11 protein-coding genes and 1 pseudogene are annotated in these 12441 nt (G+C 61.6%); 8 read left to right on the top strand and 4 right to left on the bottom strand.

Annotated features, from left to right (window positions below; translation table 11 throughout):
• Nucleotides 1-9: 9 nt before the first annotated feature.
• On the bottom strand, nucleotides 10-504 hold the full coding sequence (locus tag M1E02_RS01045) for a hypothetical protein (protein ID WP_479376328.1): 495 nt from the start codon (nucleotides 502-504) through the stop codon (nucleotides 10-12).
• Between the two features lie 196 nt (nucleotides 505-700).
• On the opposite strand from M1E02_RS01045, the gene M1E02_RS01040 reads away from it, so the two are divergent.
• Nucleotides 701-1318 carry a uracil-DNA glycosylase family protein gene (locus M1E02_RS01040; protein ID WP_479376327.1) on the top strand — a complete coding sequence of 206 codons (618 nt, stop codon included), beginning with the start codon at nucleotides 701-703 and terminating at the stop codon, nucleotides 1316-1318.
• A gap of 47 nt (nucleotides 1319-1365) precedes the next feature.
• Nucleotides 1366-2013: a class I SAM-dependent methyltransferase gene (locus tag M1E02_RS01035; protein ID WP_479376326.1), complete on the top strand. Its 648-nt coding sequence runs from the start codon at nucleotides 1366-1368 to the stop codon at nucleotides 2011-2013.
• A gap of 6 nt (nucleotides 2014-2019) precedes the next feature.
• Here the strand turns inward: M1E02_RS01035 and M1E02_RS01030 are convergent, their stop codons facing one another.
• Entirely contained in the window at nucleotides 2020-2241 is a 222-nt protein-coding gene (locus tag M1E02_RS01030) for a CYTH domain-containing protein (protein WP_479376325.1), read from the bottom strand.
• Nucleotides 2242-2678: 437 nt separating this feature from the next.
• Between M1E02_RS01030 and M1E02_RS01025 the strand changes: the two genes are divergently transcribed.
• The 5 genes and pseudogenes from M1E02_RS01025 to M1E02_RS01005 all read left to right on the top strand — a co-directional run bounded on the left by M1E02_RS01025 (nucleotide 2679) and on the right by M1E02_RS01005 (nucleotide 6965).
• Nucleotides 2679-3401 carry a FadR/GntR family transcriptional regulator gene (locus M1E02_RS01025; protein ID WP_479376324.1) on the top strand — a complete coding sequence of 241 codons (723 nt, stop codon included), beginning with the start codon at nucleotides 2679-2681 and terminating at the stop codon, nucleotides 3399-3401.
• Between the two features lie 21 nt (nucleotides 3402-3422).
• Nucleotides 3423-4508: an asparaginase gene (locus M1E02_RS01020; protein WP_479376323.1), complete on the top strand. Its 1086-nt coding sequence runs from the start codon at nucleotides 3423-3425 to the stop codon at nucleotides 4506-4508.
• Nucleotides 4445-4699 (top strand): annotated as a pseudogene (gene aspA / locus M1E02_RS01015) (aspartate ammonia-lyase); the annotation flags it as partial. The gene M1E02_RS01020 and the pseudogene aspA, both read left to right, overlap by 64 nt.
• Before the next feature lie 102 nt (nucleotides 4700-4801).
• Entirely contained in the window at nucleotides 4802-6343 is a 1542-nt protein-coding gene (locus M1E02_RS01010; protein WP_479376322.1) for an amino acid permease, read from the top strand.
• 112 nt (nucleotides 6344-6455) lie between these two features.
• Nucleotides 6456-6965 (top strand): MepB family protein, encoded by a 510-nt coding sequence (locus tag M1E02_RS01005; protein ID WP_479376321.1) that lies wholly within the window; start codon nucleotides 6456-6458, stop codon nucleotides 6963-6965.
• On the opposite strand, the gene M1E02_RS01000 is transcribed toward M1E02_RS01005, so the two are convergent.
• Both M1E02_RS01000 and M1E02_RS00995 read right to left on the bottom strand, forming a co-directional pair.
• Nucleotides 6910-7971: a cation diffusion facilitator family transporter gene (locus M1E02_RS01000; RefSeq protein ID WP_479376320.1), complete on the bottom strand. Its 1062-nt coding sequence runs from the start codon at nucleotides 7969-7971 to the stop codon at nucleotides 6910-6912. The genes M1E02_RS01005 and M1E02_RS01000 overlap by 56 nt on opposite strands.
• On the bottom strand, nucleotides 7968-8312 hold the full coding sequence (locus M1E02_RS00995) for an ArsR/SmtB family transcription factor (RefSeq protein ID WP_479376319.1): 345 nt from the start codon (nucleotides 8310-8312) through the stop codon (nucleotides 7968-7970). The genes M1E02_RS01000 and M1E02_RS00995 overlap by 4 nt, the downstream gene beginning before the upstream one ends.
• A 579-nt stretch (nucleotides 8313-8891) precedes the next feature.
• Between M1E02_RS00995 and M1E02_RS00990 the strand changes: the two genes are divergently transcribed.
• Nucleotides 8892-12320, top strand: a complete 3429-nt coding sequence (locus M1E02_RS00990) for a DUF7507 domain-containing protein (RefSeq protein WP_479376318.1) — start codon at nucleotides 8892-8894, stop codon at nucleotides 12318-12320.
• Nucleotides 12321-12441 lie beyond the last annotated feature (121 nt).

The raw sequence follows: 12441 nt of genomic DNA, 5'->3' as shown, positions 1-12441 counted from the left end.
TTCAGTTCTTCACACCCGTGCCTGGACAAGGTTGGCGAAGGGAAGTCTGCCGTGAAGTGCATAAAAGGCTGCGTGGTACTCCGCCTCTGCCCGGTTTACGCGCTCCGGGGGCAGTTCTTTCCAGGCGACAAGCAGGGACTTGGAGTCGGCGAGCTGCCAGAGCAACCTTCCGTCCCAGTGCCCCGGAGGCTTCCCCTCCCCAAAATCCATTAGTTCCTGGATCTGCCTCCGCAGGCCACGGTTGCCCTTACTGCCGATGCCCGCCTTCCCCACATAAAGTATGTCGGCCTCGTCCACCCACTCGGAGGCAAGCTCGCCCGGCTTCAATGAAGGGTCCTTTTTCTTGAACCGGCCAGCCGTGCTCTTTGGGAGAAACACCGGCTCGAACCCTTCCGGAATCAACACAGCAAAGATGCCCGGACCTTGCGGAATTCTGTTTATTTCCAGATTCGAAAACGCCCGGAATCCAGTGAATCCATCGTCGATAAGCTTCTGTCTATCCATCTGACTGCCGTTCCTTCCACCCCTGTAAGGGCGTCTCTATCGACTGCCAACCGTACGCGCATCCCGCTGAAAGCAGGGCGGACACATTACGGCCATCACTGCTGCGCCAGAAAGTTTCCCGCCCACCAACCCCACGCCAGCGCGTAGAGTGGACCCAGACGCCTGATTCTGGACGCCGTGTGCTGAGGGAGAGATCGTGACGATTGACTGGGACGAAAAAAAGGCCCTGCTGCAGGAACCGAATATCGCGGCTGTAACGCAGCTTTGTGACGAACTCATGGCTAAGAGGCCAGGATCGGTTGTCCCGTACATCGACCCCGTCCACGACGAAGACGAATGCCGGATCGTCAGCCTGCAGACCAGCCCCGGACGGGGAACTGAGTCGGGTTTCATCTCCCACTTCAACGATGACGAAGCTGCCCGCCGGGCCACGTCCATCTATGAGCTGGCAGAACTGGATCCCCGGTATGTGATGCCCTGGAACGCCTACCCCTGGGTCCGCGACCCGGACCTGCCTTCCGCCCTCAACGTCCAGGAAAAAACGGATGGACTCAGGCCCTTCCGCCAGTTCCTGAAGATCAACAAGCGGGTATCAGCGATCATCGCCCACGGAGCTGACGCCAACACCTTCCTGACACTCTTCGAGAAGACCTACCACTCATCCCTGAAGAACCACGGCATCAAGATCTACAAGGCCACGGCACTGGGCGGCCGGGCGTTCGCGGTCTCCGAGACCAAGCAAGAGGAACTCCTCACCAAGAGCGTGGACATCTACAAAGACGCCATGCAGCGCGCAGGCATCCAGCACCTCTAGCTGACGCCCCCGCGGCAGCCCTGTCTCGAGGCCGGTACCCTATGGCCATGAACCTTTCCGAGGAGCTCGTCTCAGTTCAGTCGGCCTACGACACCGTCGCCGAGAGCTACTCGAAGGTTCTTCCTGACGCGAGTTTCGAAGCTCCGCTCGACCGGGCGATGATCAACGCCTTCGTGGAATACGTCAATACAGCGGACGTGAGTTCCGTCCTGGATGCTGGGTGCGGCGCCGCTCGGATGACAGGCTTGCTCACAGCTCAAGGAGCCCAGGTTTGTGGAGTTGACCTGTCGCCCGCGATGATCGAGATCGCCCAGAGCAAACACCCGGATCTTAAGTTCGACGTAGCCGAGCTCTCGAATCTTCCCGCCAAAGACGCCCAGTTCGGAGGGGTCTTTGCCTGGTACTCCATCATCCATACAGCACCCGACGAACTCCCGCGCGTGTTCGGTGAATTCTTCCGCGTCCTGGCTCCTGGCGGCTTTCTCCTGCTCGGCTTCCAGATTGGTGAGGGGCGGCGCCATATGGAAAACGCGTACGGCCATGAGGTATCGCTGGACGCTTTTCTGTTTACGCCCGAAGACATCACGTGCCTGTTAGCCCAAGGCGGGTTCGACGTCGTTGCGCAGATAGTGCGCGCTCCCGGCGAGTTCGAGCGGACGGGACAGGCCGTGCTGCTTGCCCGAAAGGGTCAGTGACCTGTGTTAAGACCGGAGTGGTGTGGCGGCGGCTCCGGCGAGGATGTCCAGGTACGCACCTTCAACGAGCGCGGAGTCCTCAATTCCGAGAACAGCAAGGAGCCGGTTGGCTTCTGAAACCGCGGCCTCGTATTTCAGCGTGTCATCGACGCCGACTTCGACTTCCAGGAACTCGCCCAGGCCGTCAACTCGGTCCAGATGCACCCGGGCCTGACCGATGCGGAACACAGTGCGGTGCTTTCGAATCCGCCCAACTTCCCATGGGCGTCAGTCAGGACTGACCGGAGTCCGTCTGGGTCCGCAGTTTCTGAATGGACGTAGAACGATGGCTTTGGGCCGGGTGCGTCGGCCCTCCTGTAGAAGATCAGCACGCCGTGGCCTTCACCGAGAACCCGAAGCTTGAGCCGGCCGTTCGGGCAGGAGAAGAAGGTGTCGTCCTGCACAACATGTGCGGGCTCCGCATCCGCCAAAGCTGCGACCGCCGGCAGCAGCTTCGCGAGACTTTCCACCCGCGCTTTTATTTCAATGTTCATTGGCATGACTCCACTAGACCATGCGGGGTCTGGCTGAGGCCGTGCTGCTCGCCCGCAAGGGCGTGCTTAACACTTTTGAACTTCTCGGCCAGGCATTGACAGCAAGCTGTGACCCGTGCCATATTTTCTCTTGTGAACCTGTCAGACAGCCGGACAGCAGGACAGCCTGCATCGGAAAGAGCCGCGAGCCGCCCCCTGGCGCGCCTTGGCGCTGCCGAAGCTGTGTTCAACGTTCTCCGCGAGGAAATCGAATCCGGCAAGCTCGAAGTCGGGGCCAAGCTCAGTTCTGAAGCAGCGCTTGCCCAGGAGTATGGCGTAAGCCGCTCCGTGGTTCGCGAAGCCCTACGCTCCTGCACAGCCCTCGGGCTCACCATGACCCGGACGGGCAAGGGGACATTCGTGATTGCCAACAGGGTGGCCGCTGACTTGGTTCTCGGCCAGTACTCCGCCCGGGACCTCACTGAGGCCAGGCCTCACATCGAAGTTCCTGCCGCTGGGCTTGCGGCCGAGCGCCGCACTGAGGAAGAACTCGAAAGCCTCCGCGACATTGTGGCCGCCATGGCATCCGAGGACGATCCCGAGGTCTGGGTCACCCTGGACTCCAGCTTTCATGCAGCAATCGCCCGCGCCAGTGGCAACAGGGTGTTTGAACGCGTTGTCGCGGACATCCGTGAAGCCCTGGCCAACCAGTCCGAAACCCTGAACATGGTGGCCGACCGCAAGCTCGCCTCAGATCGGGAACACGAAAGCATTCTTGGAGCCATCGAGGCCGGAAGTGCCACGGATGCCCAGGTAGCAATGCAGGCGCACCTCCACGCCGTCGGTGTCGCGCTCAACTCCATCCTCAACAAGTAACCCCCAAGACTCAAGGACTCCATGCTCTCCCCCGCCTTAGCCCAGCACGCCTCCGACCCGGCACAGTTCCTGCTGCCGCGGCACACTCCCCTCGCGGTCCTCACGCGCGGTGGCCTGGTTGAAGGCGTTCACTACGGTTCCCTCATCGCAACGGCTCCGGACGCCGGAATCTTGCTGGAGGCAGGCGACCCCCTGAAACCCTTTTACCCCCGTTCCTCCCTGAAGCCTCTGCAGGCAGTTGCCCTGGTCCGTGGCGGACTCAAGATCTCCCCTGAGCTGCTGGCCCTGACGGCTGCGAGCCACTCCGGTGCAGCCATCCACCGGGACGGCGCCCTGAGGATCCTCGAACTTCACGGGCTCACTCCGGACGCCCTGGAAAACACCACGGACCTTCCCTATGGCACGCCCGAGCGTGAGGAATGGCTTCGGCAAGGCGGCGAGCCAAGCCAACTGGCACAGAACTGCTCTGGAAAACACGCCGCCATGGCAGCCACTTGCGTGATCAACGGTTGGCCGGTCCGCGGCTACCTTGATCCGAGTCACCCCCTTCAGCAGCTTGTGGCCGATACCATCGGAGAACTCACTGGCGAGGAACCGGCAGGGATGAGTACCGATGGCTGTGGGACTCCCCTTTTCGCCCTGACCCTCCTGGGAATGGCCCGCGCATTCGGCCGGCTTGCTGCGGCGGCAACCGCCGCTGATGCCCAAGCCGAGGTGAAAGCCGAACCCGTAAACGGGAGCCCGGAAGCCGCCGTCGCCCATGCCATGGCCCGCCATCCGGAGATGGTGGCCGGCGAGGGCCGCGACGTCACCGAACTCATGCGGCTGGTCCCGGGACTGGTGGCAAAGGACGGCTTTGAAGGCGTGCAACTGGTGGGCCTCCCCGATGGCCGCGGCGTGGCCGTAAAAATTTCCGACGGCGGTGACCGCGCGCGTATGCCCGTCACCGTACGCGTCCTGGACGCGCTCGACGTCGACACCTCACAGCTCGCGGGCATCGCCACCGCGCCCGTTTTGGGAGGCGGCCATCAGGTGGGCCTTCTGCAGGCTGCAGACTTCCTCTTCCCAGACGCGGCAACACCGCCAACCCCCAAAACCTCCGATTGACCGTGGAACCGTCAACCGGCCTGGTCGCCGAGCTCAACCCCTACCCGGGCTATGCAACGGCGGCCACAGAAATCGCTCAGGTAGCCCTCGCCATCGGCAAGGGCACGGCGGGACTGGTCCTTGAACACGGGCTGCTCACCGAAGCGCAGCGCGAAGAACCGCTCAGCCCCAACCTGGCAAAACGACAGTAACCGCTCCATCCAGATAGTCCCTCCCCATCCGCCCCCTGACCTCGCAAGCTCGGTCAGGGAACCCGGCGGTCGTGGGCCCACCAAGAGACAAAGGACTCCACCATGACACAGCCCCCAGTGGCCGCCGAGCAGCAAGCGGCCATCACGGACCACACCGTCCCGGCCCAGGCGCACGCCAGCGAAAGCCTTCTCCATGCCGAGGACAAGGGCTACCACAAGAGCCTGAAGCCGCGGCAGATCCAGATGATCGCGATCGGCGGCGCCATCGGCACCGGCCTGTTCCTCGGCGCTGGTGGCCGGCTCAATGCCGCGGGCCCCTCCCTGGTCATCGCGTACGCCGTCTGTGGCTTCTTCGCCTTCCTGATCCTGCGCGCCTTGGGCGAACTCATCCTGCACAGGCCTTCCTCGGGCTCCTTCGTCTCCTATGCCCGTGAATTCTTCGGCGAAAAAGCCGCATTCGTTGCAGGCTGGTTTTACTGGATCAACTGGGCCACCACCACAATCGTGGACATCACTGCCGCTGCCCTCTACATGAACTTCTTCGGCCACTACGTGCCCTGGATGGCCGACGTCCCCCAGTGGGCGTGGGCCCTGATCGCCCTCGTTGTTGTGCTGGGTCTGAACCTCGTTTCCGTGAAGGTCTTCGGCGAAATGGAATTCTGGTTCGCCATCATCAAGGTGGCCGCCCTGGTCGCGTTCCTGGTCATCGGCACCTACTTCGTCATCTTCGGCACCCCTGTGGACGGCCAGCAAGTGGGCTTCAGCCTCATCTCCGATAACGGCGGAATCTTCCCGAACGGCATCCTGCCCATGATCATCCTGATGCAGGGTGTGCTGTTCGCCTACGCCTCGATCGAGCTGGTGGGTACTGCCGCAGGCGAGACCGAGAACCCTGAGAAGATCATGCCCAAGGCCATCAACTCGGTTGTCTTCCGCATCGCGGTCTTCTACGTCGGCTCCGTTATCCTGCTGGCGCTGCTGCTGCCCTTCACCGCCTACGAAAAGGGCGTCAGCCCCTTCGTGACCTTCTTCGGCTCCATCGGCATCCAGGGCGTGGACGTCATCATGAACCTCGTGGTCCTCACCGCCGCACTGTCCTCCCTGAACGCCGGGCTCTACTCCACCGGCCGCATCCTGCGCTCCATGTCCGTGGCCGGTTCCGCCCCGAAGTTTGCCCAGCGCATGAACAAGGCAGGCGTCCCTTACGGCGGCATCGCCATCACGGCCGGCGTCTCGCTCCTGGGCGTTCCGCTGAACTACCTCGTCCCTTCCGATGCCTTTGAAATCGTCCTGAACGTCGCCTCCGTAGGCATCATCGTCACCTGGGCCACCATCGTGCTGTGCCAGATGCAGCTGAAGCGCTGGGCGGACAAGGGCTGGCTCAAGCGTCCCTCCTTCCGGATGTTCGGCGCGCCGTACACCGGTTACCTCTCGCTGCTTTTCCTTGTCGGGGTCCTGGTCATGGTCTTCATCGAGTCACCCCTGACCCTCCTGGTGACGCTCATCGCCTGCGCCTTAATGGTGGTGGGTTGGTACATGTGCCGGAAGCAGATCCATGAGATCGCCGAAGCCCGCGATGGTTACACCGGTATGTCCCCGGTGGTGGCCAACCTCCCGGCTCCCGGCAAGGCTGACCGCATCTAGCCCTTCCGGTTAAGTTCAACCCGGCTAAGTTCGACGGCGGCACCCAAGGTTCTGTTTTACGGAACCTTGGGTGCCGCCGTCGTCCGCTATGGGCCGCCGTAGTATGAGGTGAGTGACACTGCCTCCCCAACTCCTGACCACAATTGCCGATTATCGTTCCCTCGGATACCGGTGTTCCGAGCCTGAGGCGGAGTCCGAGAGCCAGGAGTACGGCGCCTACACGTTTTCCCTCAACGCCCAGGCTGTGGTTTTCCGCATCGCCAAGACCACCCCGACAAAGATCGGCCAGTTCGTGACGCTTTGGCAGCGATCACCAGGACCCGGACAGCCCATCCGGCCATTTGATGTAAGCGACGGAGTGGACCTTTTTGTCGTCAGCGTTGGGGACGCGGTGAATTCGGGACAGTTCGTCTTCCCCCAGGAAGCCCTGATCAAGCGCGGCGTGGTTTCGCAAGGCTTGCTCGGCGGCAAGCGGGCCTTTCGTGTTTACCCGCCGTGGAGCCTGCCAACCAGCGGCCAAGCCCAAGCCACGCAGAGTTGGCAGTTGGAGTTCTTTGACTCACTGGCTACTGCAGCTGCGGAACCACCGTCAGGGAATGGATCTCAGGAAGGGCAGCCCTAAGATCCTGCTCCAGCTTTGCCGCATTGAGGCTGAACTCCTCGAGGCTGGCGGCTGCTGCTGCGGGAAAAGTGACTTCTGCGTTCAGGTGATGGCCTGACCAGCGCAGCCGGGCAGTTCCTGTTGGGGCATGCTGCCGTATGACGTCCGTCAACCTCTCAGTCAGGGACGGGTCCACTCCGTCCATCAGCCGACGGCCGACGTCGCGTATTGTGCCCCACAAGAGCACCGCGATGGCCGCGGAAATCAGCAGCCCGACAATGGGGTCCGCGAGCGGGAAACCGAGCATGATGCCGATCGCTCCGGCCACTACAGCGAGGGACGTAAATCCGTCGGTGCGGGCATGAATGCCGTCGGCAACCAGGGCTGCGGAGCCTATCCGCCGGCCAACCCGGATCCTGTACAGCGCCACCAGCTCATTGCCGGCAAAGCCCACCAATCCGGCTGCCAGTACCCAGCCCAGGTTCTGGACCGGCTGGGGTTCGAAGAAGCGGCGGATGGATTCGACGGCCGCAACCACGGCGGAAAGGGCGATCATGGCAACAATGAAAAGCCCCGCAAGGTCCTCAGCACGGCCAAAGCCGTAGGTATACGTCTTGGTTGGTTTACGGCGGCCAAGCAGAAAAGCGATCCACAAGGGCACAGCGGTCAGCGCGTCCGAAAAATTGTGGACTGTGTCTGCAAGGAGCGCAACCGATCCGCTGACCAGCACAATAATCAGCTGGAACAGCGAGGTGGCACCAAGGCCCAGCAGGGAGATCTTGACGGCACGGATGCCCTGCGCGCTCGATTCCAGGGCACTGTCAATGGAGTCGGCGGCGTCGTGCGAGTGAGGGACGAACACTTCCCTCAGCCATCCCTTCAGCCCGTGGCCGTGGGAATGTCCGTGGCTTTCCTCATGCTGGTGGTCGTGGCCGTGCGGATGCCCATGGCCTTGCCCGTGCTGGTGGTCGTGCTGGCCGCCGTGTTCGTGCCCGCGCCCGCCAAGGCTCTGGTCCGGGCCGCTCATGAGGCATGATGGGGGGCTGTGCCGAGTGAATGCTGCGCCTGATGGACCGCATCCACCACGAGTTGCCGAGCATGGCCGTTCTGCATTCGGTAGTAGACCTTTGTGCCCTCTTGGCGCGTCGTGACCATCCCCACCAGACGCATCTTCGCCAGGTGCTGCGAGACGGCCGCAGCCGGTTTACCCACTTTTTCTGCGAGGGCGTTCACTGGCATTTCGCCTTCCCTCAGGGCCAGGATGAGCCGCACCCTCGTTGCGTCTGCAAGCATGGCAAACACTTCCACCGCCAACTCAACATAAGGACTGTCGACGTCGAATGTACAAGTCTGCTTATCTGCATTCATGTGCAGATACTGTCACAGAGTCTCGCTGCAGCCAAAGGAAAAGGTGCGCCCCTGCCGGCGAAGAAAGCCAAAAACCACTCAATAAACGTTGCTTGGTGGTGGTATTTTCCGACCTTCTGGCATGGATTTGTTCTTCAAAACCGTTGATTTTGCTCATGATAGGCGGAGAAGTTCAGTCTGCTGCATCCTTTTTGGGAGATTAAGCACCAGAAGTGTCTTTACTTTTCGGTTGACTCGCTGTGTCCTGTCATAGCAGGCGATTCGGTAACTCGACCACACGAGACTCAACCACCGAAAATGAAATTTCCCGAGCTAAATTTGGTAGGTCAACTTCCAATAATTTGCTGGTGGCGTGCTGATTGTAAGCTCACTGACGACTCTTTTGACAGTTCCTCGTCCGATTTTTGAGCAATTCTTTGACAATAAAGAATTGCTCAATAGTATTTAGCTTGGGGGGAGCACTCACTCGCTTAAAAGCGCTGTCGACTGCCACTCGGATCTATGGGGGGTCAAGGTCTGACCCTGTTCACCTATCAGGGGGAATCGCACTTGAGACAGCAAAGTAAGAATCCGGGCTCAATGAGCCGTTGGATGTCGCAGCGAAGCGGAGGGAAGCCAGCTACAGCCATTTTTGCTGTTGCAGCGCTCCTCGCTTTTTCTTTTGCAGGCACCGCAAGCGTCGTCCAGGCGGCAACCGTTCCGGGCAGCCCGGGGACACCGCAGTCCGGCACGGTCCTGTTCCACGAAGATTTTGAGAACATTGCCGATGGCGCCGAAATGCCGCTGGTGAACTACGTGGGCGCCACTGGAACTGCCTACACGGCAGAGGGCCAGTGGGCTAACCCTGGCACGTGCAACGGGATTGTCACGAGCCTCAACAGCCCCAACAACGTCGCCTGCGCCAGTAATCCAAGTTCGGGTGGCGGAGAGACCCAGATCAGGAATCTCGCCAATTCACTCGGGACCATAAACGGCTCCTCTGATTCTGCAAACAACCATGCAGTCAGCGCCTATACAGCCAATCCGTCCCCGGGTGCGAACCTGATCGAGTTCGGCACCCAGACGCCGATCCCGGTGAATGTCCAGAACCGGTTCATCGGCTTCTCCGTCAATGTCGCAGCGATCAACTGTTTTGCGAGTACCCCTCTTCTGAACTTCTATCTCGTGGACAACGGTGTGGAACGTTCAGCAAACACCACACCCATCGCACCTTGCGATGCGGTTGCAACCTTCCACTCCACCGGTTCCGTTCTCTTCAGCGGGTCATCACTTGGTATCGCAATGCGCAATGCCAATGGATCAGGCACAGGTAATGACCACGCCTTCGACGACATCCGCGTCCTTGACCTGACTCCGCAGCTGGATAAGTCCTTCAGCCCCGCATCTGCGCCCGTTGGTGCAGCCTCCGCTCTGACCCTCACGGTCACCAACACCGATGAACTGGCCGCCAAGAACGGCTGGTCCTTTACCGATGCGCTTCCGGCTGGTTTGACCGTAGCCGACGGTGCTGCCGCCACCACCTGCCCGGCGGGCGTTGTCACAGCTGCTGCCGGGGCCACTTCAGTGGCTGTGACCGGAAACCTTGATGCCGGTATGGCCGCCTGTACTGTCACCGTCAACGTAAAGGCCACTGCAGCAGGCTCCTTCACCAACGGCCCGTCGAACATCACCGGCGTTGGGATCAATCCTCCCGGGGAATCCACAGTGGAATTCGTTGAGGAGCCCTGGACCTGCGACGCTTCCGGCTACCTGTTCCAGAGCCCGAACTTCCCTGCAGGTCCCCACCTGGTTCAACAGGTTGACCTGGTGACCGGTGCTTACAGCACTGCGTTCGAGTTGCCGGAGCACGTCAATGCTGCCGGCTACAACACACTCGATAATTTCTTCTACGGAACCACGGCTACGGGCCACCTGGTCAAGGTTGGGGCGAACGGCTCACTGAGCGACCTCGGCATCCCGGCGGGGACCACCGGGACCCTTTCCCTTGTCGGCGACTTCGATGACGCCGGACACTACTGGGTTACCCCCAGCGGCGTCGACAACATCGTCCACAAAATTGACCTTGCACCCGGATCACCCACTTACGGCACGGTTGTAAACACCATCGTCCGGACACTTCCTCTCGGTATTGTGGTCAGCCCTGACTGGGGATACATCAACGGCGCCTTCTACAGCGTCGGCACCGATGCCATTGGCAACGTCGTCGTCAGGTTCGATCCGGCTACCGGTGCTTCTACGGTTGTTGGACCCATGAACGGCCCGGACGGGACCCAGTTCAGCGGCCTGACCGCAGGTGCTGTCTACGTTGATGCCGGAGGCTACCTCTACGCGTCTAACAACGCCACCGGAAACATCTACCGGATCGACCCCACCACCGGGGCGACGATCCTGTTGTCCGCCGGTCCTGCGGCGGCCGGCAATGACGGTGCACGCTGTGCCCTGGCACCGATCCCCACCCTCACGGTGACCAAGACCGTCGAAGGCCGTCAGGCTCCTGCGGACCAGTTCACAGTTGGCCTGCAGAACGCCGGCGGCACTGTCCTCACCTCAGCCACCACTACCGGAACGGCCACTACGGTCAGCACCACCGACCAGCCGGTATCCCAAGGCGCAAGCTACACGATCACCGATGCCATGGCGGCAGGCTCGGCAGGCGCTATCAACGCGTACAACGCCGAGGTAACGTGCACCAACACAGCAACCGGTGACGCGGTCGCAACCGAGGGCACAGGTCCATGGACGTTCACTGTTCCGGAGGCAGCAGCGTTCACGTGTGCAGTCACCAACGCACCCGTGCCCGTCAGCGTCGGCTTGGAAAAAACAGCTGACGCAGCGGCCATGGAGAACATCGAACCTGGCCAGATCATCACGTACTCGTTCGCGTTCACCAACACCGGCGCCGTGCCCCTCAGCGATATCCGTATCGATGAAACTGAATTCACTGGAACAGGCAACGCCCCGGTGGCTGTCTGCCCGGCCGGCCCTGTCGCCCCGGCAGCAACCGTGACCTGCACCGCCACCTACACGGCCACCCAGGCCGACGTCGATGCCGGTTCCATCTCCAACACCGCTACCGGTACCGGAACCCCGCCCGAAGGCTTCCCGGTTCCGCCGGTTTCACCGCCGTCGGAAATCACGGTTCCGGCACCTCCCGCACCGGCCATCACAGTAGTGAAGACCGCTGATGAGGCCGCCCAGGCGGACCTCGTCGTCGGCCAGAACATCACGTACTCGTTCCTGGTCACCAACACCGGTAACGTGACTCTGCGGGATGTCACCGTCAATGAAGGCAACTTCTCCGGCGCCGGCGAACTGAGCGACGTCACCTGCCCGGCTGAAGCTGCGCGGCTGGCACCCGCCGCCGTCATCACCTGCACCGCCACGTACACGGTAGTCCAGGCAGATATCGACGCCGGCTCCATCACCAACACCGCTACGGCCACCGGCGTTCCGCCGGGAACCACTCCCCCGCCGGTCTCACCGCCGTCGGGCATAACCGTACCCACACCGAACGCGCCCGCCATGACGCTGCTCAAGACGGTCGGCACGGAAAAGGCAACAACGGTTGGCCAGGTGCTCACGTACTCGTTCTTCCTCACGAACACGGGCAACGTAACCCTGACCAACGTCACTGCGGTGGAAGGCGAATTCACCGGAACCGGTGATCTTTCCGCCGTTAGCTGCCCGGCAGAAGCCGCATCACTGGCTCCTGCCATGAGCGTCACGTGCACGGCAACGTACACGGTCACCCAGGCAGACCTCACCGGAGGGAACATCACCAATACCGCAACAGGTACCGGCGCCACGCCGGGAGGACCAGCCATCAACTCGGCTTCCTCCACGGCGAATCTCGCCACGCTGGCACCCGTCTCGGCAGTGAATGTTGCAGGCAACCTGGCTAACACCGGGCTCGACGCCGGACCGCTCGCCTTGGGCGCGCTCCTGCTGGTTCTTCTTGGTGGAGGAGCCATGACGTTCAGCAAGGTACGTCGCCGGGCAATGCAATAGCCGGGCGATGCAATAAGAGGTACAGCTCTCTCTGAGACCGAGAACTGAGACCAGGAAGCGGCGCCCGGGATTACCCCGCCGGGCGCCGCTTTCGTCTGCTCCCGGTACGCTCACGGGATCA

Source organism: Arthrobacter sp. Z5-13 (assembly GCF_056499105.1).
Note: the sequence above shows the minus strand (reverse complement) of the source record. Positions and strands in the feature narration are given on the sequence as shown.

Bases quoted from the DNA above. Each gene is read 5' to 3' on its own strand.
- M1E02_RS01045 (WP_479376328.1), bottom strand. From the start codon at position 504: ATGGATAGACAGAAGCTTATCGACGATGGATTCACTGGATTCCGGGCG.
- M1E02_RS01035 (WP_479376326.1), top strand. From the start codon at position 1,366: ATGAACCTTTCCGAGGAGCTCGTCTCAGTTCAGTCGGCCTACGACACC.
- M1E02_RS01020 (WP_479376323.1), top strand. From the start codon at position 3,423: ATGCTCTCCCCCGCCTTAGCCCAGCACGCCTCCGACCCGGCACAGTTC.
- M1E02_RS01010 (WP_479376322.1), top strand. From the start codon at position 4,802: ATGACACAGCCCCCAGTGGCCGCCGAGCAGCAAGCGGCCATCACGGAC.
- M1E02_RS01000 (WP_479376320.1), bottom strand. From the start codon at position 7,971: ATGAGCGGCCCGGACCAGAGCCTTGGCGGGCGCGGGCACGAACACGGC.
- M1E02_RS00995 (WP_479376319.1), bottom strand. From the start codon at position 8,312: ATGAATGCAGATAAGCAGACTTGTACATTCGACGTCGACAGTCCTTAT.
- M1E02_RS00990 (WP_479376318.1), top strand. From the start codon at position 8,892: ATGAGCCGTTGGATGTCGCAGCGAAGCGGAGGGAAGCCAGCTACAGCC.